Consider the following 24,251-nt stretch of genomic DNA (forward strand, 5'->3'; position numbering starts at 1 on the left):
TAATGCTGAATTCATTTTCTTCATTATTTAAAATGTCACGTTTAATCCGGTTGAAAAAGTAGCAGACATAGGATATGTTTTTCCACTTCCGTTAATTAAATCCTGAATACCTTCTGGATCAAACATGCGTAAATTGGTGTGTGTGTAAATATTTTCGCCAGAGATATACAGTCTTAAATTTTGGAACCCCCATTTTTTTAAGAGTTGGTTTGGTACATTAAATCCTATTTGGACATTTTTTAACCTAACATAAGATGCATCCTGTAAGAAATGTGTTTGGGCTTTATAGTTCTTATCACCAATAAACGGACGTGGATAATAGGAGTCTAAATTTGCGCCCAAATCTGCTCCATAAGCTCTAAAATAATCCAGGTGGGCTGAATATGGAGATATTTGCCACTGGTTAATTCCCGGATAGAAGGCACCGCCAGATAGTAATACATCTCGTTTACCAACGCCCTGTACAAAAGCTCTAAAATCGAAAGCTTTATATTCAAAACCTAGATTGATACCAAATGTATACCTTGGGGTACTATTACCTATTCTGGTTAAATCTCCTCTATCATCTAATTTACGAGCACCGGCATCAACAAGGTTATCCCCATTTAAATCTTTGTATTTCATATCACCACCTGCCCAGTTTGAACCGAAGTTAGGTTTATTGCTCTCTAACCATTGGTTCATTTCTAGATCGGATTTTGCGATCCCTGCTGATTCATAACCCCATATTTCACCAATGTTTTTTCCTTTGTAAAATTGATCTCTACCGTTAACCATAATAATCTTATCTGGATTACTATATTCGGTAACTTCAGATTTTACATCACTCACCACCACATTTGCGTTGTAAGAGAAATCATCATTAATTCTATCTTTCCATCCTAAAGAGAGCTCCCAACCTTTTGATACCAATTCTGCATTATTTGTTCTTGGCACTACGGTACCAAAAGTACCGGGTTTAAGAGGAGCAGGGCCTACCATATCTTTCGTTTTTCTTTCAAAAATATCTGCGGAAGCCGTTAACCTGTTATTAAATGCTGCTATATCAAAACCATAGTTGTAGCTTATAATCTTCTCCCAGGTAATAGAACTACTAAAAGGTCTAGGTGCATAAATAGAGGAGGGGACATTGTCGTTTACTATCCAGTTTCCATTCTGAATACTCATATTCTGGAAATAAGGGTAGAAACTGTTGGTGTTTTGATTTCCTAACATACCCCAGGAACCTCTAATTTTTAACTCTGAAACTTTTCGTTTAAAATCATCCCAAAATGCTTCTTTAGCAATATTCCATCCTGCAGAAAAGGAAGGGAAATACCCCCAACGCTCGTCTGATGGGAAACGTGAAGCTCCGTCTGCCCTAAAGTTAGCTTCTAGCAAATAACGTTGTTTATAATCGTAATTTATTCTTGAGAAAACCCCAACGTTACTCCAGGTTCCTTTAGATTCAAACACATATTTTTCTCCGTTTTGAGAGATAAAAGGAGTATCATCAGACTCAATATTATCTGTACCTAATTGAGAAAAGTGAGATTGATAAAGTTCACTTTGCGCTCCTAAAAGAAAGGTGAAGTTATGATCTCCAAAGGAGGTTTCGTAATCTGAATAGAAGTTAACTCCCAAATAATTTACCTGGCCATTGTTTACCTGATAGTAATTTTGTCCCGGTGCTGTAATAGCTGATATTCCCCAATCTCTCGTTTCAATATTTGGAACGTATCCCGAGAATACAGGAATATATTCACTTTCTCCTGTAGGTTGGGTTACCGATATTTTTGCTATATGCTTGGTATCATCATGATTTTCTATTCTTGAATTTACCTGCCCGTAGATTTTCCAATCTTCAATAGGCTCATAAGTTAACTTTATTGTATTGTAAAAATAATCGGTTTGTTCTTTAAATCTTCCACCATCGGTAAGCTGTTGTACCATGGAGTTTTCCATATATTCTCCATAAGGAGTATAAAGCGGACTGGTAGGAACAGATCTAGATAAGTTATGATAAAAACGAGAACCCTGTGCAGTTGGTCTATCCTGGTTTTTACGCATAAATCTTGTATTTAGGCTCAAATCAAATTTATCGCTTAGCTCAGCATTAATTTTCGCATTAAGAGAGAACCGGTCAAAATCTTCATTAGAATAATGAAATATTCCTTCCTGAGTTAAGAAGTTTGCCGAAGTATAATAGGTTATTTTCTCACTACCGCCATTTACACTTAAGTTATGTTCCTGCCCTAAACTAAGATCTTTTAAATGGATGTTATACCAATCCTCATCTCCATAAGCAGCTCTGTTTAATGTCCAGTTTGTTCCACTTGAGTTTGGTTCGGTACCAAAGGCTAAATCCCCATTTCTGTAACTTTTAATGAGGTCTATCCTGTTTTCATTATAAATTGGATTTCTACCCGTATTAACATAAAGATCGTTTAGCATATACGCGTATTCCAGGGAATTCATTCGCTCTGGGACATTTATAGGAGTTTTGTATCTAAAGTTCGTAGAATAGTTGATTCGTGTTTTACCTTGTACTCCTTCTTTTGTAGTTACTAAGATTACTCCAAAAGGGGCACGTGATCCATAAATAGATGCTGCTGCCGCATCTTTTAAAACAGAAATGTTTTTAATGTCATTGGGGTTAATAGTATTCAAATCGCCTTCAATCCCATCAATAAGAACCAGTGGGCTACCCGAAGAACCTTCTCCAATAGTACCTATACCCCTAATATTAATATCCAGGTTTCCATCTAGTTCCCCTCCGGCATCTGTGCTAATGTTTAAGCCTGCAACAGCACCTTGTAGTGCCTTATCTGCACTTAGTACCGGCCTTGATTCAAACACTTCTTCACCTACCTGGCTAACCGCCCCGGTAAGGTTTTCTTTTTTCTTTCTACCAAAACCAACTACCACTATTTCTTCCAATTCATTTTGGGAGGTTTTCATAATAATATTCTTTACTACATCTGTTTGGCTATTAATCGGTATGCTTTGAGTTTCAAAGGAGATGTAACTAAACTCCAGAATGTTACTCTTGGCGGCCGGAATATTAATGAGATAATTCCCATCAAAGTCGGTGCTGGTTCCATTTGCAGTTCCTTTTTCCATAATAGTAACACCCGGCAAAGGCATTCCTTGACTATCGGTCACGGTTCCTGAAACTTTAATTTTTTGATCTTGAGCATAGGATAGCCCGATCATGAAAAAACAGGCTAAAGCAAGCCATAATTTTTTATTAAAATTCATATTCAATATTTTATGATTTTAAACAGAAGCGCTAAAAAAGCGCTTCTGTTTATTTATTTTTCTTAATAGAATTTCCCGTCGTGCCCAGTTTGAGATGAGGCATCAAACTTGTCGTTGGTATAAACCCTTATCCAGTCTAGCTCCATAAAAGCTTCTTCTCCAGCAGACATATTTGGCATCTCACCAGACCAGCCGCCAATTCCAGGAGTTATAATCATCATCATCCCAGCAGGATTATCCCAGGGCCAATCATTATTACCGCCTTCTCCTTTTATATGTTCAAAATATTGAAAGCCGTTTATGCCCCCTATAATTCTATCCTCTAAAATCTCTACCCAGAAAATGTTCCATTTGGTCTCATCTGGAATATTAATACTGGCAGTTTCAGCGTTTCCGGTCTTAGCAGAGAAATTTTCTGTGTGTAAGGAAAAATGAGCTTGATTTTTAAACGGACTTTCCATTAGGTCTATTTCACCTGAATCTGGCCATGGAATGCCCTGCCCATCAAAATTACTCTGGCCCATAAACCATAGCGCTTCGTTAAACCCTTGATGTCCGGAAGATTTGTATCTTACTTCAACTCTCATGCTAGTTGTGAATTTCACCCATTTTACGCCTCCTTGATGGTGTCTCTTACTGTATAAAGATGCGGTTTCATATTCGGCAGCATCTCCGTGAATATTAGTAGTAGGGCTTGCCAGTTTTCGGGTTTTTATTTTCAAAGTTCCATCTTTAACTACTTTCATATCGCCATTAAATACAGCATTTTCAATACCGCCTTTGGTATTAAAGTTCCAAAAACCAGTAGCGTTATCTGTAAATTCATGGGCATTCCAAAACTCCCAATTCTCTTGAGATGGGTGGGCTACACCTCGGTCTAAACCAATTTGAGAAGCTGTTTGAGAAGGAGTAGTATAAACCAAAGACTCATCGTTCATAGGGTGTAAACCTTGTTTAATTGCCACTTCGGTCTTCACCTCTGGATCGTCTGCTTTTTGAATTTCAATCGCACCAGATACAGACTCAAAACTCATATTCTCGGTGGCATTAACCTTAATAAGAACCGGTGTAACAGTAGCCATTCCGCTTTCGTTTTCTATCACCGTAAACCTCGAGTCCTTTGAAACCGCCTTCCAATCAACATTAGAGGAAGTAAGCTCTATTTCAAAAACCTGGTTTTTACCATCTATTTCTACTATGTTATTCTTAACTGCTATTTCTGAAGCAGTTTGCCCTAATTGTTCAATGGTATAAGTAGCTGTTACTTCTTCATTAGGTTCTTTTCCTGAAAAACTGATCTCTATGTTTCTTTTTTCAGTAGTAGTATTGGCTGGATATTCCACCGTTATTTTTTGAACTTCATCACTTTTTGTTCCTTCATTAGGAGTTAATGTAACACCATCTATATCTGAAGTAGCTTGCCAATCTATATTGGTGGTAAGTGATAGCTCTACACTTCCTTTTATCGCTTCAACCGTTTTTTGAGAAGATTCTAAAGTTAATTTTGGTTCTACTTTTTCTTTTGCGTTTTGTGAAACATGTAACCATACTTTTTCAATGGCATTTTGATTCGCAAGCATAAAGGAAATAGAATCCATTCTTGTAGTGTCGGTTGGGTTTTCCTTAAGACTTAGCTTAATTTCGTGTTCCCCGGCATCACCACTTTTGGGATCTAATGTTAACCAGTCTGCATTGTCACCTTTATTCGAAACCCATTTTTCAATAGCTTCTAAGGTGAATTCCAAATCTGTAGCTTCACCATTAACATCGGTAAATGCTTCTTTTGAAATAGATAGCTCTCTTCCTCGTTGTTTAACCTCAATACTGTCTTTAAATTCAAAAGCATTAAGGTAAATCCAGGCAGATCTATCTCCAACTGTCTTGTTGTCTTTAACTTGAATAGTAGACTCTCCGCTTCCGGTACCTTTACTTGGTTGGATAGACACCCAATCCAGATCTGATTCTTTCTCTATATTCCAATAAGAATTTGTTTCAATATCAATCTTAATGGAATCGGTCTCATTTTTCAATATTCCTTCGTCAAAATAACGAGTGCTAAAGTTGAAAAATGGCTCTCTAGAAACTTCAGAGTCCTCATCATCGCTACTACAGGCAAGAAAAAAGGCTCCCGAAATTCCGAGACAAATAATTAGCTTAAATGGTAAACGTAATTTCATACTTTTAGAAGATTTTTTGTTAACTCAATTTTTAAAACCAACAGGCTTTATTTTAAAAACACTTTTAAAAAGAATAGAAGAACATTTAAAAAGTGATATAAACTAAATCGTTTTCGCTTCTTTTATATGCTTCTATTTCTCTACGAATTTATGAGTATGTTTAATAATATCTTACTTTACCGGGTGTACTTTTGGGTTACATTAATATTACTTTTGGGTTATTAAAAATATTTTAAAAACATGTTATACAGTGTTTTGAGTTTTTTATTGAGGTTATAATGGTTAATAATTGGAAAGATATGAGGTTACAATTCTTGCTTTATTGATGTTTTATTCTTTTTAAAGCAATTTTACTAATGCTCAAAAAAATTGCGTAAAAAAACCGGTTTTCGAATTGAAACATTTAAACGATAGCGATAGATTTTCTAATAATAGAATAAACTGGGTAGCACAGGATAACTTTCCTGATATTTGAGCTGCAATACAGTTTGGTATTAAAAAGTATTATGGTGAAAAAAAGATCTATACGCTGGGGGAGAATACTTCAATTTTTGATTTACAGGTTATTGGTGTCGCCAAAATATTATGGCTATGAGTAAAAGAACTTTATAACATCAAAAGATTGGGGATAGTTTTGAGTTTTTTTTTTGAGGAAACTGAAGAGTTCTGTTAAAAAGAATTATGCAGTTTTTAGCATTTCTAATTCCGATTCCGGGGATTTTGGATAGGAGGTAGTGCAGGTAATTACTAGATATTAACTTTTAAACGTTTGGAAATTAAAGAATAATGGAAGAGCAATTAATAAAAATCCTTTCTGTCGTTAAAAAAAGTTTAAGGACGATTAATAAATATAAAACCTAAATATTTTTATTGGTTTAAAGCTCGTGAGCAATTATTTAGCTGTGCGTAAAATGTTTGTATTAAAGTAGTAGTCACAAAAGGCAGTTTTTTTGTAGAGCTAATTTTATTCTTCAGGGAATAAAATGATAATAGTTGTATTTAGCACCTATAGGCAGTAGCAGTTATGTTTTTCGCTATTTGTTATAAGCATTATGCTGCCACCAATAAACAGTTTACACTCAATGATCTTATTAAGCTACATTTAATACCACTAGCTTAAAAGACATATGTTTGATCATTTAGGCTTGTACGATCAAAAGCTACAATGCATTACGGCAGCTATCGGCCATGTTAACGAAAAAATTATACCGATTTAGAAGAAATGTAAATCAATTAATTATCAATAATTTTAGTTAATTAGTTATGTACTGGTTTGGTTTGCTTTATAGAGCTTTAGCTCAGATAATCTCGATGATATCGGAATCGTATGTAGAATATTTCTTAAAACGTAAACACCTTTTTAAATTTAAGATTATTTAAGCGCCGAGGGTGGATGGCACGAGATCTGATACGATTTTTTTAGATCAGTTTGGGAAACATTAAATCAATGAAGAGGTTTAATTTTTTGATGCCTGAATGGATGAGGTTACTACGGAATTAGGATTGGTAGCTATGGTGCAAAACCCCAGGAAGTATAGAATAACAAGGGGGACTCTTTGCTTTTTATTATTAAAGATAGCTCAAAAAGTGTTTCTGCTAGAAAAGAATTATTATAAGTAAAAAGGCCATCTAAATTAGTTTTAGATGGCCTCTTTAGGCTAACTCAATCTTTTTAAATTGAATTAAAGTTGCTATTGCTAAAAATACTTACTTAGAATTCGGCACTGGTACCAGCTTCTTTAGACCATCCTGGATTTTGGTAAATTGCAGATCCATCTCCTGTTTCAGTTATTAGAAAATGTTCGGTGGCAATGGGCTCTAAATAATGAGCATCTGCCCACGAATAACCATCGCTAACCGGGTTTCCAGAACCTAAATTGATTCTATATGGCATTAAATATTTACTTTCGTCGCTACTTGAAACATTAGGAACTCCAGAATCTCCTGGTTCAATTAGGGTAGAGTTACCTTCATCGTCTAGATACCAATCTTCCATAGGACCCCATAATTTGAAACCTTTAATAATGTGAGGATTGTCTTGTAATTGGTCAAGTGCTCTCCATCGTTTAAGATCAAACAAACGCATTCCTTCTGCTATTAATTCTCCGCGTCGCTCTCTTCTAATATTATATAGAATAGGATCGTCCAAAAGTTGCCCCGCAGAATGGGCAGCAAAATCATTTTCTGCCTCTTTAGAGATATCTGTAGCAGCAACGGTTATCGAGAAGTCCGGTTCTATGCCTGCTCTTTCACGAATAGCTTTCCAGTATTCGGTGGCTTTGGTATTAAGACTTCCTTCTTTTAAATAGGAAGCTTCTATATAATTGAGATAGGCTTCGGTAGCTCTAAAAACGATACTTCCAGTTGAACCACTATTGCCATCAACATTGCTTTGAAGGTAGGATAATCCTTTTTTAACTGAATAACCGGTAACATCCTTGGTTTCCTGCAAACCTGTAATTTCAGGTTTTTGGATTAGGAGCGGGTCTCCATTGGTATCGGTCGCATCAGTAAGTCTAAGTTCTCCCGGTTGTTTCATAAAAAGTTGAAGCCTTAGATCGCGATTTTCCTTTACATCATCAATAAAATCATCACCGGCATATCCAGAACCATCAGCATAAATAGGTAATCCGTTTCTCATTAAGAAGTTATCAACAAAGCTTCTTGTATATCCCGAGTTACCTCCATTTTGGTTTAAATAATGATTAACGTTGTGATTAATGCCTATACTTGGGTCGTAATCTCTCCATAACAACACTTCCTGGTATTGTCCTGGGTTTTCAGATCCAAACATGGTGAAGTATGGATTGTTGGAGCTATTATAAGCAATATCTTCTGCCGGAATATTGGGGGTTAAAGAAATTGCATCGGCCACATTCGCTGATGCTTCCATCGCCTGGCTAAGAAAAAAATCTATTTCAGCATCAATATCAATACTAAAACCATCAATCTCTCCAGCTCCTGGCCAACCATCACCTCCTGGAACAAAAGGAGTACCTCGATGATAAGTTAACCAACTACCTTCGTGTAAAGCAACGCGGGATTTTAACAGATAAGCTGTGTGTTTAGAAATTCTGTTTTTTCCGTTTGGTGGATCTGTTTGCAATAAAGTAATTGCCTTATCTAAATCAGCCAGGACAAACCTTGCAACTTCATTTCGTGGGTCACGCTTTGATTCTGCAATAAGCTGCTCTAAATTATCTTCCAGGGTATTTTTTACGATAGGGAAATCTCCAACTTGCTTAACTTTTTGAAAATACTCGTAAGCTCTTAAAAAATAAGCTTCACCAACGTAATGTGCAATACTTGAAGGATTTCCTTTAATTTCACCCGCTTCAAATTTTGGTACTGCGGTTTCCAGGAAATAGTTTAATTGGCGAATATTGCCAAAATTCCAGGCCCCGCCAGATTGTGGTACGCGCCATTCACCGGGAGCCCAAATTCTACTATAGCCAGAGGTTGCCTGGTTGTCGGTATGATTATCTCTACCAAAGGTTCCAATATTCCAACCACCGTGGGTAGGGAAATTATACCTCGCAATGGTATATGCAGCCAGGTCGGCTTCTCTGTTTAAATAATCGTTTGGAGTAACATCAGAGAGTGGTTCTCTATCCAAAAAATCATCAACTTCGCAACTTGTCATAAAAACAACTGCGAATAATAAACAAACTGATTTTATATATTTTTTTGATTTCATATTTATTACTAATTAAAAGTTAACATTGAGTCCTACAGAAAGCACTTGCGAGTAAGGATAGGTTTTTCCATCGCTCCAACCTCCTAAGCCAACAGATTCAGGATCAAAAATATCGATCATATTAGAGAAGGTAAGCAAGTTTTCACCAGAAACATATACTCTAATTCTCGAGTCGTTATAAGAATTAAATGAATAACCCAGCTGCACATTTTTTAGTCTTATATAAGAAGCATCCTGGATATAACGAGATTGAGTTTGTTGATTTTTACCACCTCTAAAAGAAGGGCGTGGATAATAGGCATCCAGGTTAACATCGGCCAGACCAGCTTGTACCATAGGCGATTCTTCATTTCTGAAATAATCCATGTGTTCTTCAAAACCGGCAGATTGCCACATTCCTCCATTAGCACCCCAGAAATAAGGGCCATTTGGCATGTAATCTCTTTTTCCAAAGCCTTCTATGAATACTCGAAAATCAAAACCTTTGAAATCACCATTTAAATCAAGTCCAAACCTATAACGAGGCGTAGAATTTCCTAAAATGCTTAAATCTCCGGTATCGTCTAAAGTACCATTACCTGAATTAATTTCTCCATCTCCATTTAAATCGGCATACATAATATCACCGGCTTGCCAGTCACTTCCTAATTGACTTTGATTGGTATTGGCTAAGTGATTTTGCATTTCCTCGTCGGTTTTAGCAATTCCCACTGTAGTGTATCCCCAAATTTCCCCCATTTTTCTTCCGTTATACCAATCCCAGATATTATCTGTAGGGTTCGGGTAGCTCACTACTTTTTGTTGAGAATCAGAAAGAACTCCTCTCGCGCTATAATTAAAGTCACCAATTTTATCTCTCCAATTAATTTCTAATTCGAAACCGTAAGACTCCATATCGGCATTATTAATACGAGGTACAGCGGTTCCTAGAATATTGGGTAGTTGCGGAGCCGGCCCTACCATATCTAAAGTTTTTCTGTTGAAGTACTCAGCACTTAAATTCAATCTGTTTTTTAATAATGCCATATCAAGTCCAACATTCCAGCTTGTTACTCGTTCCCAGGTTAATAATGAGCTAACTAAGCCGGGTGCACTTGCCGTGTTTGGTCTTTCGCCGTTTAATAACCAGCCACCATTTGCGGTACCTATGGGCATAGATTGGTAGAACGGGTACCAATTACTGGTATTTTGATTTCCTAGTTCCCCGTACGATCCTCTTAATTTTAAAAGTTGAATACTATCCCATTTCCAAAAGTCTTCTTTTGCTATATTCCAACCGGCCGAGATTGAAGGGAATAGATTCCAACGTTTATCGTTTATAAACCTTGAAGAACCATCATATCTGGCATTAAGCTCCAGTAAGTATTTTTCCTTAAAATTATAATTTAACCTTCCAAAGAATCCGGCCACAGACCAGTGCTGATATTGGCCTTCGGTAGCCCTGCTTTCATCTGTAGCAGTGTTAATAGTTGGCAAATCGGGTGTAATTAAACCACTTCTGGAAGCACCTATGGTTCTATATTTAGTAATTTCAGAGTTAAAACCGGCCATAACCTTAAAATTATGTTCCTGGTTTATATCAAAAACATAATCTGAATAAATGTTTGTGCTGAAATAATCTTCTTTTCTATTGTATTCGTATACTGAACTGTATCCCGGAGAATTCCAGCCTACAGATACTGGATATGGATTACCAGCTACATCGTATCCATATGCAGGAAGCACATCTACATGATTGTTCATATTGGTAATTTTATAATTTCCAATAGCGTATATATTCCACCCTTCAATAGGTGTAATAGTAAGCTGCCCCTGCATAAATAATCTATCTGTTAGGTTGTCGGTTCTTCCTCCATCTTCTAACTGAATTATTTCACCAGATGAATCTGTAAAATATCCATTAGGATCTCTTACTGGCACAGTTGGCCATCTACGAGCAATATTGTGATAGAATAAACCTCCTTGTTGGGTAGACTTATTATAATTGTTTCTTGAAAAACGCGTACTATAATTGAATTTAACGTGTTTTGATATTTCAGTGCTTAATTTCCCTGTAAAATCATATTCATCTAGTCTGTCTTCTCCGTATTTTAATAATCCCACTTGATCTACTATTCGGGCTGATGTATAGTATGTAGTACTTTCAGAACCTCCACTAAGGCTTAAATTGTGTTCCTGAGAAAAAGAGAAATCTTTGTAAAGCTCATCAAACCAATCTGTATTTGCATGAGAGCCTGTGTAATATTGATACCGATCTCCATTGGCGTTTGGTACAGTTCCATAGTCGATTTCCCCTGCTTGGTACTGGATAATTCTGTCAATTACTTCCTGGGAAAAAGGAGGAGCCTGCCCGGCATTAGTTGCAGCTTCATTCCAATATAAAGCAAAGGTGTGGGAATCCATCATTTCTGGAACCTGAATTGGCGATGTGAATCTAAAGTTATTTGAATAAGATACTCTAGGTGCGCCAGATTGTCCGTCTTTGGTTGTTACCAAAATCACCCCAAAGGCCGCTCTGGATCCATAAACCGCCGAGGCGGCAGCATCTTTTAGAACCGTAATAGACTCAATGGTTTGGGGATTAATAGCATCTAAAGATGCTTCCATTCCATCTACTAAAACTAAAGGAGCTGAATTAGATCCCGAACCAATGGTACCAGCTCCCCGTATGTTAAAATTAAGTCCGGAGTTCAATTCTCCCCCAAGCCCTGAAGTTTGAAAGTTTAAACCCGGTACAACTCCCTGAAGCATCTGGCTTACTTTTGGAACAGGTCTTGACTGTAATACATCAGAATCAACTGTGGTTACTGCTCCCGTTAGGTTAGCTTTTTTCTGCGTACCATAACCTACTACTACAACTTCTTCCAGCGCTGCTGCTTCTGTTTGCAATTGTATGTTTAGGTTAGTTCTACCTTGTACCGGAACTTCTTTAGTGGCATAACCAATATATGAAATGGATAGGGTAGCATTTGCCGGAACTTTAATGCTAAACTCACCGTCAAAGTTTGTCATGACACCGTTACTGGTTCCTTTTTCTATAATATTAGCACTCGGTATTGGGACCCCCGTATCTGTTTCGGTTACTTTCCCTTGAACCGTAATAGACTCTTGTGCGAATAAAAATGATTGGCACGATAATACTATCATGCAAAAAGTAAAAATGTTTTTCATCATTTAAATAATTTATTTAGTTTTTAGTTAGTCAAACTCTTGTTTATAGAGTTTTTAGGAATTTTGGTAGTTTTGAATTTTGTTTACATACTTTTTGAAGTTTTTTTAGTAAATTTTTTTATCAGATTTAAGCCACTACAGTCCTTTTAGGAGGAATATTTGGGTTTTTAGTTAGTGATAATACCTAAATCGTTTTCGCTCTTAATTATTTCTTAACGAAATTATAAATATGTTAAATAATTTTATAATTTGCAGGTATACATTTGGGTTACAAGAGTATTACTTTTGAGTTATTATTAAATTATAAAAACCTGCAAATCAGTTTAGTATGTTTTTTAATGGAATTTTCACAAAAATAAACGCACTATTTAATAGTTACAATTTGGACTTTCTTAAGATTCTTTTTCTTCAAATTTTATTTTTTTTTTCCACAGTGAGTTATGCTCAAAAACCTGTTTTGCAGTTTAAGCATCTGGATATGAGCGATGGTTTTTCAGATAATAGGATAAATAGGGTAGTACAAGATAATAATGGGATTATTTGGACTGCAACTCGATTTGGAATTAATAGGTATGATGGCGAAAAAGTAAGTAAGTATGCTTTAGCTAATACTAAGGTTATTTATGATTTAAAAGTTATAGGTGTAGATGGTATATTGGTTGCAACTGATAAAGGTTTATACAGTTATCATAAAGAAAGCGATAGGTTTGAAAATTATAATGCTGAAAAAGAAGAATCCACTAAATCTATTTTTACTCAAAACATTTTTAGTATTTCCAATTCCAATTCTCAAAATTTTTGGATAGGAGGAAGCGCAGGGAATTTCCATTATGTTCGCGAAGATCAGAAAAATTACAGCTTTAATGCACTCGATTTAAATGCTAGCTTTCCAAATACTAATATTGTTTCAATTTTTGAAAATCAGGATGGAGGTTTATGGCTCGGCACAAGTAATGGAGAAGTCTGGAATTTTAATCTGAAAACAAAAAAAATTACACCTTTAAATGGACTGGATAACGCTTCAGCTATAAATGATATTTTGGTAGATAGTCTAAATCAACTATGGGTAGCTTCTTATGGAAATGGTTTGTATAAATACGATTTGAAATCTGATTCCCTTGTTCATTATAAGGCTAATGCTAAAAATGGGGAGAGTATTAATAATAATATAGTTCTGGATTTATACGAAGGAAATAAACAACGAATTTTTATAGGAACCGATGGAGGTGGAATTAATTTGTATGATCCAGAAAAAAATCGGTTTACCTATTTTAAACAAAAATCTGGAGAGTGGGGGTTATCAGATAATTCTATTTTATGTTTTGGGAAAGGAATGCACAATATGATATTTGCAGGCACTGTTCATGGAGGAATTAGTTATTTTAAAGATCATACGAATGTGTATAATGTTTCTCCAAGACAATTAGGTTTCGGTACAGATAAACAAAGCTCCCAAATTCTGGAGGATACCGAAGCTAACCTTTGGATTACGGCCGGTAGAAATGGATTGCGAAAATATAATACTGGAACAGGAAACGTAGAAATTTTTATAGATGATAAAGAAAACAATAGTGACTTAGGGGGAGATATTGTGCTCTCTATGGAAGAAGACAATAAAGGTCGTATTTGGATAGGGACTCTTAGAGGAGGTTTAAATGTATATGATAGAAACCTGAAGAAATTTCTAATTTTTCCAGAAAAAAAGAATTTAAGGTCAATTTACGTTATAGAAAAGGGGCCAAATGATAATATATGGGTAGGAACGGCAAATGGAATAATAGTTTTTAATGAGCAATTAGATATTGTTAAACGCGTCAACACCCTTACCTGTGAAGGCTTAAGTGATAATAGAATTACCAGTATTTATCGGGATGCTAAAGATGAAATGTGGGTAGGTACAGAAAATGGTCTCAATATTTTATCTGGGAAAGGAAAGTTTCTCCGTAATTTTTCTTTTTCTAAGGATGATATTAAAAGTTTAAGTGGGAATCATATTCTTTCTATTAATGAGGGGCCGGACTTGTCGGTTTATGTAGGAACCTATGGTTTTGGCTTAAATAGATATTCCAGGAGAGGTGATAACTTTGAAAGAATAGGAGAGCAAGAGGGTTTGCAGGGGAAAATAGTTAGAGGTATTCTTATAGATAAACAAAAGAATATATGGCTAAGTACTAACCTTGGTTTAAGTAGAATAAAAGACAGTATAATCAGAAATTTTGGAATACAAGAGGGAATTCCACCTTTCCACGGAGGTAAGGCAAGTTTAAGTAAATCGGGTCGTATTTATTTTGCGGGCAATGAAGGATTATCTTATTTCAAACCCGAAAGTCTAGAGCAGGACATCCCTAAACCACTTGTTTTTTTTACGAGTTTTAAGATTGTGGAAGAAGAAGGCTCAAGAGAAATTAATCCCGCGGTATTTTTGAATAATCAAGAGTCAGATATTTTAAAGCTTCAGCCCGGTTATAGTTTGTTTACTGTTAATTTTTCCAGTTCTAATTATTTCGACCTGGAAGACACCGAGTATTTTTACAAATTAGAGGGCTTAAATAATCAATGGCATTCTTTAAATAAACGTAAATCGCTTACCTTTTCTAATCTTGCTCCAGGAGATTATACGCTGCATATAGCTGCAAGAAATGATACAGGAGAATTATCACAGCAAGAAGCAAACATTCAAATAAAAGTATTGCCTTCTTTTTTCCAAAGAAAGGTAATACAGGCTTTAATGTTGCTTTTAATAGGTCTTATGATCTTTTTTCTTGTTCGATGGCGAAATAGAAATATTATAAAACAAAGAGATAAATTTAAGAAGATAGTCGCTATTAGGACAAAGGAGGTAGAAAAGGAAAAGGATAGGGCTTACAAAAATGAGCTTGAATTATTGGAAACTGAAAGGCAAAATGAATTACTTAAACAAAAAAGGCTTAGTGATGAGCTAAACTTTAAAACGGAAGAACTTACCAATAGTACATTGAGAACCGTGCATAAAAATAATTTACTCGTAGAAATAAAAGAAAATTTTATAGCGGAAGGAAAAAAAGACTCCCAGAATAAAGAATTTTTCAAAAATATTGTAGAGAAAATAGAGGATAGTCTTACTATAGATACTGAATGGAAGCAGTTTTACAGCATATTTAACCAGGTGCATGCAGGCTTTATACCTAGTTTAAAAGAAGAAGCTCCTTCTCTCACCGATAGAGAATTACGACTTTGTGCACTTATAAAATTAAATTTTCCTTCTCAGCAAATAGCCACTTTGTTTGGGATTTCTTTAAATTCTATAAAAGTAGCGCGACACCGGTTAAGGAAAAAATTGAATATGGAAGAAGGTAGTTCTTTTGAAGATTTTTTTGAAGCTAAGGGGCTCTAGCGCCCCTTAGCCTTTAATTGTTTGTATTATTTACTCGATAATCGAGATTGAATGCTCCGAGGCTTGCCTCGAAATCAAATTATATTTTTCAATAATAATGCTTTGTGAGCTTGCTCCGAAGTTTACTTGATCTTAGAAAAATAAGGTAATTCGTCTAAATTAGCTTGCACTGTTTTTTTAATAGGGCCTTTAATTACGTTGCCGGAAGAATCTTTCCATGTTCCTTTTGGCAAGAGAACACTACGTTGCGTTTGTCCCTTTTTTAGTATCGGGGCCACTAAAACCTGATCGCCAAGCATAAACTGATTTTTTACATTTTGATAGTCATTATTTGGAAAACTGTATTCCATGGTGCGAACAATAGGTTCACCGGTTTTAGCCGATTCTTCAGCAAGTTTCATGATAAGCGGAGTGAACTTTTCTCTTAAAGCTACGCTTTTTCTTACCGCCTCCTGGTGTTTTTCGTCTAGAATACGCCAGGGAGCTACAGAAAACTGCATCATAGGCATTAAAGCGTGAACTTGTGCCGATCGTACAATAAGTTCCTGGTCTATGGTTTCTGCATTTAGAAATGAAGAAAACTCTCCGCCGCCAATCATATCTGGAGCGCTATAGGCGTATCCCATTAATCCCTGAACGGTAATATTAGGAATAAGGGTAGAAAGGTCTCCCCAACTGTGCCCTTTATCACTAAGGCGTTGCGCCAGGGGTTGTCCTCCCATTTTCCACATAGCGCGATATTCGTTTAATGGAAAATCCAGTCCTATCTCCCCAAAAAGCTTCGAATGCTCATTAGGTGTAATGTTTGGATCATAAGATTTCAGGATGTCTGGATAAAAATAAAAATCCCCTGCATCCAGTTTAAAACCGTCCACACCATAATTTTCAGTAAGGTCTTGTAACTCCCCTTTAAACCATTTCTGAGCCTCTGGATTCGAAAAATCAAGCAAGGCACTTACCCCATTCCACCAATGAATCATGGCAGGTTGGTTAGGTGGCAGCAGTCCTGTTTGAGTAGTTTGCGCTGTTTCAGGGTTTTTTAAAAACAACTCTCTTTTTGCTAAATCTCTGTAAACATCACTATCTGGACTTACAAAAGGGCATACCCACAGCATCACTTTAAAGCCAAGTTCGTGCAATTCATTCATCATCGCCTTGGGATCTGGAAATCTCTCTTTATGGAAATTCCATTTCCCGTAATCTTCCTGCCAGTTATCGTCTATCATAAGTACTCCCGGAGGCAGTCCGTTATCTATAATGGCATGGGCATACTCCAAAATATCCTTTTGATTCTGATTATACATAAGCTCTATCCAGGTGTTATATTGGGGAGCTTTAAAAAGCAATCTATCGGGTAGTTTCCCGGTAGAAGGAAAAAAATGTCCTGAAGCATATGCATAGGCTTCTTTTAAGGTTTCTCCAGCATCAATAATCTGTATATCAGCGCTTGCTTCCAATTTTATCGCGTTTTTAGAAAAACTAAATTTAAAAGGCTCTTCAGACCAGATTAGCCTTCCATTACTGGAAACCAACAGGGGTTGGACCTGGTTGCCTTTATTGTTTCCATACATATCGTAAGAGTAGCCGGCAGAAAAAGGCATTGTATGGCCATCGTTTACCGCACCTCCCCACCAGGATTCGTTGTTTTGTATTTCTACTACTTGGGTGTTTTGAGCTACCAAAAACAGGTTAGAAAATAGGCTAAAAGCGATTAATAGTGTTTTTATTTTAAACATATTTTATTGACTTAATAGTTATTAAATGGGGTTTTTAACACTCTAACATGCGGTTTGAGGTTCAGGTATTTATTTTTAAACAGAATATTTGCTCCCGCTAAGCAGCATCATTTTCTTTTGGCAACTGACTATTGGTTTCTTTTATCATTCTTTTTAAATCTTGTTTTAGCGCTTTTAATTTTTCAGGATGTTTTTTTGATAAATCCTCTTGTTCTCCAACATCATCTTTTAAATTATACAATTCATAAGCATCATTTTCATAGAAATGCATAAGCTTCCAATTTCCTTTTCTAAGTGCACTTCCTGGTCTCCAACCACTTGAATGATAGTGAGGAAAATGGAAAAATAAGGATTCCCGTTCTAGTCTTTTATCTTCTTCAATTAAAGCATATAAACTTTTTCCGTCTTTATGCTGCTCAGGTACCTTCTCTATATTTAGATAATCTAAAATAGTAGGATAGAGATCCATACTAATTACAGGGTCTTCTAGAACTTTTTGATCAGATTTTTCTTTTGGAGGCTTTATGATAAAGGGGACACGAATTCCACCTTCATATGCCCAGCCTTTCCCGGCGCGCAAGGGTTTTACAGAAGTTGGGGCAGTACCTCTGTTATTGGCTAAAGTGGTGAGTCCGCCATTATCTGACGTGAAAATAATTAGTGTATTATCTGTAAGTTGCAGTGAATCAAGTTTATTTAATAGTGTCCCTACACTTTTGTCTAAGGCATAAACCATAGAAGCGTAAGCTGCATTGTTTTGATTTTGAACAGTGTTGCCACGGCCATCCTGCTTGATAATAGGTTTGCTTTCTTCCAGTTGGTTTTTCTTTTTTTGAAACTTCTCAATATATTCTTTATTGGCCTGGATAGGAGTATGCACGGTGTAATATGCCAAATGAAGGTAGAAAGGTTTATTTTGATTTTCTTCCATAAACTGAATGGACTCATTGGTGAGCCTATCGGTTAAATATTCTCCATTTGGACCATCTTTTAATTTTTCATTTTTATAAGGAGAATAATAGCCTCCTGGAGGTTGCCCGTAATGAAAGCCTCCTTTATTGACATCAAAGCCCTGGTGGTTAGGTAAATTCCCTTCTCCACCTAAATGCCACTTGCCCGCGAAAAATGTTTGGTATCCCTGGTCTTTTAAAGTTTCTGCAATAGTCTTTTCTTCCAAGGGCAATTGATGAAGATCTTCAGGCCCTTTAAGTTTTCTATCGTGAGGATCGTAGCCCGGTATCCAATCTGTAATTCCTACACGTGAAGGGTATTTCCCAGTAAGAATGGCTGCCCGCGTAGGGGAGCAAACTGGGTTGGGAGCATAGGCATTGGTAAATCTAGCTCCTGTTTGGGCAAGCCTATCTATATTTGGAGTTTCATAAAAATCACTACCATATATAGAAAGATCTTTCCAACCAAGATCGTCTACTAAAAGAAATAGAACATTAGGTTTATTAGTGACCAATTCGTCTGCTTGGCTATCCTGGGTTTTATTTTTGCAACTTATTAAACCTAAACACAACAAGAAAATAATGCTAGATTTCATCATTATTGATTTGTTGTTCGGTTTTCGACTTTTTTTTAGAGATTTATTCTTGCTTTCTCCTTCTATAATTGAGTTTGTTTTAATCATTATATATTATAGTTTAAGTGTCAGGTTCTTTCTTAGTCCTTGAAAGTATAGATTGATTAATGATTTTATTCTAAAAATTAAAACTGTTTTAATTCAAAGATTAACTGGTTGCAGTAGACTATAGTTTCTAAGAATTATAAGGCAGCTGTAATACCAATGGTTTTTTAAACGCTCTGTAATTATTTTTAAATACACTCTGGATAATATGTCTTATTAACTTCTTTTAACCCAGGAAGATATTTAACTATAATTTTTTAATTATGGAAAGATAGTTAAATCAATAAAAATGATGAAAATTATCACTTATAAAAAAAATCGTAGAAGTATTTTATTTTGTAAAAAATAATGTTAAATTTAGAGGATGTTTTTTAGTTTTAATCATATTGATTGCGTTTTAGGTTTACATTCCACTTTTATCTTATGGAAAACATAAGGAATGGTAGTGTGGGATAATAACGTATTAATGATAAGAATGATAGTATTTGGCCTTAGGGGCCGGGAAAATTAATCTTACCAAGTTAGTTTTTTAATTATATGTGTTAGCTGGAAAACCGTCCTCGATTTATCGCGGGCGGTTTCTTTTTATGGTAATGGTAGCCTTTGTTTTTACTAATTAGGGGGATTTCCCCAATATCATTAAAGCTTTATTTGCCTTAAATTAAAGTGGAATTTTTTAATAGGATTTATTTTATAAAGTATGGTGAAAAAATACCTCCAGGGTTTCTAATTAAAGAGAACCTTCTAATTTCAAGTAAATTATTTTAAATAGACATACCTTATAATAATAGCCTATCAAAAGTTTTTAAGTCTAACTTAATTTCTGTGCTATGAACCTATTCCATATTTTTTTCGAAAATTACAAAACAGCTACGGCCGGTTTTCATATTCTGGCCAAGGTATTCATTTTGTTAATTCTTATATGCATTGTTGTTGCCGCTATTTTTGCAGTTCTTGGAACACTAAATTTATTATTTTAGAACAATGAAAATAGATGTTCCTGCCTGGTTTAGTGCAACGCCGGCATGGTAAAGCTAAATATAGTTTCTTTATCTGTAGAGCTCACATTGATATTTCCATTATGGGCAAGGGCAATTTCTGATGCAATATATAATCCTAGACCCAAGCCTTTTTTGGGCTCTTCTCCTTCTATGCGATAAAAAGGCTCAAATAATTTTTCTCTTACTTTTTCTGGAATTTTCATTCCTTTATTGGTGATATCTAATTTAAACTCTCCATTAACACAAACAGCTTCAAGTTCTATAGGATTATCTAACGAACCGTGGGTAACCGCATTCCCTAAAAGATTGGAGCATAATTGTGCAATTCTATTAGGGTCGCAGTTAACAGGATTCTTAATTTGAATATTGGAAGAGAACTTCTGGTTGGGAGATATTATTTTTATTTCATTCACTACCTGTTCTAAAATTTTTTCTAGTTCCTCAACTCCCTGTTTTTTATTTAATTTAATTCCTTCCCCTAAGCGGCCACTAGCAAAGTCCAGAAGATTATCTATTAAGTTTTCCATTCTAATGCTGGTAGATTTAATAAGCGCGGCATTGCGTTTCACAAGATCTTCTTTGCTAAATTTCATAAGAATTTCAGCGCTCATTCGGGTAGTGGCAATAGGGTTTTTTAGATCATGTCCCAAAATAGCTATAAACTGTTCACGCAATTCTGCTATATGCTGCTCTTCATTAAGCTCTGCCAAAGCCTTTTGCTTTTCTTCAATAGCCTCCAGGTGAAAACTTATTAATTCAGCATATAGTTTAAACATACCCCTTGTAGCTTCATTATCAACTTTTGCTGCTTTTTTATCTATAACGCAAAGCGTGCCAAAGAAACTTCTATCCTTTTTATAGATCGGTACCGATATATAACTGCAAATGCCGAACATCGCTGGAATAGGATGTTTAGCATAAGTTTCACTGGTTGCTACATTATCAATATAAATTGGTTCTTTTTCCCGGCGTACCTGCTCGCAAAGTGTAGTTTCTACTTCCAGTTCATCACCTGGTTTTAAGCCAAATGAAATTTCATCCTTACTGGCGCAGGTAATCCATTTGTCTTCAGTAACGCGCGCAATTGCTGCAAATCCCATTCCTGTATTAAGGCAAACAATGTCTAATAGCTGAGAGACGATTGGGATTTTATTAATATTAGCAACGTCTGCTTTATAATCTTTGTGCAAAGTGGAAGTCTCGATAAGGGTGAATTTTTGAATGTGAAAAGTTTATAAAATTAGTGAAAAAAATTATTAGTGAAATAGTTAAATTGAATGTTTTGGGCTTTACATCAGTTTTTAAAGTATTCAATATCAAAAAAATCTATTCTAGATCATTAATAACAATTTCAGCTGTATTGCATCTTAACTTTAGGGTATAATTAGATATAAGCTTGTACCTAAACTGTTTATAAATCCTAAAATAAAATTGTTATGAAAACATTAGTCGTTATTTTGATGCTTGTAAGCTTTAGCTTTGGTAGCTATGCTCAGCGAATTACAGAACTGGAAGAAACTAGAGTTGCTTTTTCTCCTATTAGTTTTACCGAAACCAATAATCCCGATGAATATCGCTATAAAGTGAACGATGGTTTTGCGGTTGAATTCACTAAAAATCCGATGGCATTTATGGAATCTTATTTTGATATTTCTAAATTCATTGAAGAAGTAAAAGATAAGGATTATAATTCTTACCTGGTGACTTTCTCTACAGATAAAGGTTTTCTTGAAGCCAGATATTCTAAAGAAGGAGAATTAGAACGAACAAGACAAATTTTTAAGAATATTGCATTGCCACTTGCCGTAAGAAATGAATTATGGAGACAAACCAAAGGCTGGAGAATGGTGAAAAACAATTACATAGCTAAAGGTAAAGGTCGCATTCTGGATAAAGAACTTTATAGAATTAAGGTGGTAGGCGATAATAAATCAAAAATCATCAAAATTGATCCTAAAAATATAAATGAAGAGCGTGTTGCAGGTATGTAAATACCTGAAATACATAAACTTAATGCTTGTAAAGATTATGCTTCAGTATAAATGAAGCTCGAAAAACTTTACAGGCATTTTTTATGTCTTTACTCAATTGTATTTAAAAATTTTCCATTGAACGCTTCGTGGGCTTGCGCGAGGTGATTTACTGCAAATAGAAGGTCTTTTACATCATAGAAGATAGCTCTCAAAGCAAAAATTGATATGTTTATCGCATCAATTTATTTGATATCAGTTACTTATGATTTAAAATTATTTATAACAAGAAAAATAGTTTTAAATTACATAAGAAAATTTTAAATGTGAAAATTATGAAAGCACTTGTAGTAGATGATGAAGAACTTGCAAGAAGAAGAGTGCTTAACTTGCTCGCTGAAGTACAGGAGATTGAAATTTTAGGAGAGTGTTCTAATGGGAAATCTGCTATTGCAAAAATTAATAGACTTCAACCGGAACTCGTTTTTCTTGATATAAATATGAAAGATATGAATGGGTTCGAAGTGCTACAGGAACTTCAGGTGAAACCAAAACCAGTAGTGGTTTTCGTAACAGCCTATGATAATTATGCTACGAAAGCTTTTGATGTAGACGCCTTTGATTTTTTATTGAAACCATTTAGGGACGAACGCTTTTTTAAAACAATAAAGAAGGTACTTAATATATCAAAAAATGAAGCCCAGGATAATTTTGAGAAACGTTTACAAACTTTGTTCGAAGTTTATAGTAAAGACCAGGAAAGTGCAAATATTCCATTAAAGCTACCGGTTAGGCAGGGCAATAAAACAATACTGTTAAGGCCTGAAGAGATTGGTTATATCTGTGCTTCGGGTTATTATGCTGAAATCTTTTCTAAAGGAAATAAATATGTGCTTCGGGAATCCTTAAATAACTTAAATGATTTTTTAAAGGATTACACTTTCTTTAGAATTCATAGGTCGGTGATCGTTAATTTAAATCATATTAAAGAAATTGTTCATTCAGATTTCTCTGAAGTAGATGTAAGAATGAAAGACGATAAATTACTGCGCATCAGTAAATCCCATAAGAAAGAACTGTTTGAGAAACTTGGAATTTAAAGCATCTTGTTATGAGCCTTTCCTCCTTAAAAAATAAATATATAGATGTTAAGCTTATTCTACTTTTAGCTACTTTCTATACTTTATTTAACCTGATATACTTGGGTAAACTGGCTTATATGCGTGCTTTTGTGTATAAAGAAATAGTAGAATCATGGCACGATATTATAATTCATAACCTGCTTATAGATTGGATTATTGTTGTAGTGTATATGAGCTTAATTGCCATAAGTACTAAGCGCTTATTAGATAAAAATTACTCCTGGGTAAAGATTTTTTTACTACATACTTTGTTTTCAATTTTAATAGGATTTGTAATCAGATTCTTTTTTGATCTACATGGAATTTTGCTAGGCCGAATGAGTTTTGCCGATTATAGTTTAAAGGCTAGCATAGACCGAATGATATTTGTGATAGATCTTAATTTCCTTATCTATTTTGCGATGATCTTTATCATTTATACCTATTACTATCTAAAGCAGGTAAAAGAGACCCAGAAACAAAAAGCATTTCTGGAGTCTCAGCTTACCAATACACGAATGAAAATGCTATCGTCTCAGCTACAGCCACATTTTTTATTCAATACTTTAAATTCAATTTCGGTCTTGGTAGAGATGGATGCTAAAAAAGCTCAGGATACTATTGCAGATTTAAGTGATCTACTAAGGGAAATCTTATATAGTAGTGAGAATTATAAGGTTACTTTGAGAAAGGAATTAAGAATGTTAGACTATTATTTAAATATTCTCACCCTAAGATTTTCAGATCATTTAATAATTGAAAAAGAAATAGATGAAAGTCTTGTAGATCGCTTAGTGCCGTCTTTATTATTACAGCCTATAGTAGAGAATTCGGTAAAACACGGTTATTCTTACCATAACATACATTTAAAAATTATAATCAAAATATTCAAAGAAAAAGGATATCTCGTGCTTAGTGTTTATAATAACGGAAAGACTCTTACTAAAAAACAGGAAGCTTTGTTGGATAAAGGTGTGGGAATTTCTAATACCAGGGACCGTTTGCAAACCCTTTACGGCAAAAAAGCTGTTTTTAAAATTCGCAATAAAGAGTCTGGAGTAGAAACTGTAATAAGAATTCCATTTTCCAAAACTTGACTATATAACCTGTACTTACCTTATATGTATGGCTCTAG

The 24,251-nt window shown here is 35.1% G+C and carries 11 protein-coding genes; 4 read left to right on the plus strand and 7 right to left on the minus strand.

The window, feature by feature from the left end:
• Window positions 1-27 precede the first annotated feature (27 nt).
• The 4 genes from B5X51_RS12520 to B5X51_RS12535 all read right to left on the minus strand — a co-directional run bounded on the left by B5X51_RS12520 (window position 28) and on the right by B5X51_RS12535 (window position 12,261).
• Window positions 28-3,240 (minus strand): SusC/RagA family TonB-linked outer membrane protein, encoded by a 3,213-nt coding sequence (locus B5X51_RS12520; protein WP_079721529.1) that lies wholly within the window; start codon window positions 3,238-3,240, stop codon window positions 28-30.
• 62 nt (window positions 3,241-3,302) lie between these two features.
• Window positions 3,303-5,417: a BACON domain-containing protein gene (locus B5X51_RS12525; protein ID WP_079721530.1), complete on the minus strand. Its 2,115-nt coding sequence runs from the start codon at window positions 5,415-5,417 to the stop codon at window positions 3,303-3,305.
• A 1,711-nt stretch (window positions 5,418-7,128) separates the two neighbouring features.
• Window positions 7,129-9,114, minus strand: a complete 1,986-nt coding sequence (locus tag B5X51_RS12530) for a RagB/SusD family nutrient uptake outer membrane protein (RefSeq protein ID WP_079721531.1) — start codon at window positions 9,112-9,114, stop codon at window positions 7,129-7,131.
• A gap of 12 nt (window positions 9,115-9,126) precedes the next feature.
• Window positions 9,127-12,261 carry a SusC/RagA family TonB-linked outer membrane protein gene (locus B5X51_RS12535; RefSeq protein WP_245828751.1) on the minus strand — a complete coding sequence of 1,045 codons (3,135 nt, stop codon included), beginning with the start codon at window positions 12,259-12,261 and terminating at the stop codon, window positions 9,127-9,129.
• Between the two features lie 481 nt (window positions 12,262-12,742).
• On the opposite strand from B5X51_RS12535, the gene B5X51_RS12540 reads away from it, so the two are divergent.
• The gene (locus tag B5X51_RS12540; protein ID WP_176132761.1) at window positions 12,743-15,658 is read left to right on the plus strand and encodes a ligand-binding sensor domain-containing protein; all 2,916 of its coding nucleotides are present in this window, start codon (window positions 12,743-12,745) and stop codon (window positions 15,656-15,658) included.
• A 122-nt stretch (window positions 15,659-15,780) separates the two neighbouring features.
• On the opposite strand, the gene B5X51_RS12545 is transcribed toward B5X51_RS12540, so the two are convergent.
• From B5X51_RS12545 to B5X51_RS12555, 3 genes are all read right to left on the minus strand, one after another.
• On the minus strand, window positions 15,781-17,394 hold the full coding sequence (locus tag B5X51_RS12545; RefSeq protein WP_079721534.1) for a glycoside hydrolase family 31 protein: 1,614 nt from the start codon (window positions 17,392-17,394) through the stop codon (window positions 15,781-15,783).
• A 97-nt stretch (window positions 17,395-17,491) separates the two neighbouring features.
• The gene (locus B5X51_RS12550; RefSeq protein WP_217699546.1) at window positions 17,492-18,943 is read right to left on the minus strand and encodes a sulfatase; all 1,452 of its coding nucleotides are present in this window, start codon (window positions 18,941-18,943) and stop codon (window positions 17,492-17,494) included.
• Window positions 18,944-20,033: 1,090 nt separating this feature from the next.
• The gene (locus tag B5X51_RS12555) at window positions 20,034-21,215 is read right to left on the minus strand and encodes a GAF domain-containing sensor histidine kinase (RefSeq protein ID WP_217699549.1); all 1,182 of its coding nucleotides are present in this window, start codon (window positions 21,213-21,215) and stop codon (window positions 20,034-20,036) included.
• A 246-nt stretch (window positions 21,216-21,461) separates the two neighbouring features.
• Between B5X51_RS12555 and B5X51_RS12560 the strand changes: the two genes are divergently transcribed.
• The 3 genes from B5X51_RS12560 (at window position 21,462) to B5X51_RS12570 (ending at window position 24,213) form a co-directional block, all read left to right on the plus strand.
• On the plus strand, window positions 21,462-22,016 hold the full coding sequence (locus B5X51_RS12560) for a hypothetical protein (protein ID WP_139374891.1): 555 nt from the start codon (window positions 21,462-21,464) through the stop codon (window positions 22,014-22,016).
• A 314-nt stretch (window positions 22,017-22,330) separates the two neighbouring features.
• On the plus strand, window positions 22,331-23,095 hold the full coding sequence (locus B5X51_RS12565; RefSeq protein ID WP_079721536.1) for a LytR/AlgR family response regulator transcription factor: 765 nt from the start codon (window positions 22,331-22,333) through the stop codon (window positions 23,093-23,095).
• Between the two features lie 11 nt (window positions 23,096-23,106).
• Window positions 23,107-24,213 (plus strand): sensor histidine kinase, encoded by a 1,107-nt coding sequence (locus tag B5X51_RS12570; protein ID WP_079721537.1) that lies wholly within the window; start codon window positions 23,107-23,109, stop codon window positions 24,211-24,213.
• Window positions 24,214-24,251: the final 38 nt, after the last annotated feature.

The organism is Salegentibacter holothuriorum (assembly GCF_900168045.1).
Classification (GTDB): Bacteria; Bacteroidota; Bacteroidia; order Flavobacteriales; family Flavobacteriaceae; genus Salegentibacter; species Salegentibacter holothuriorum.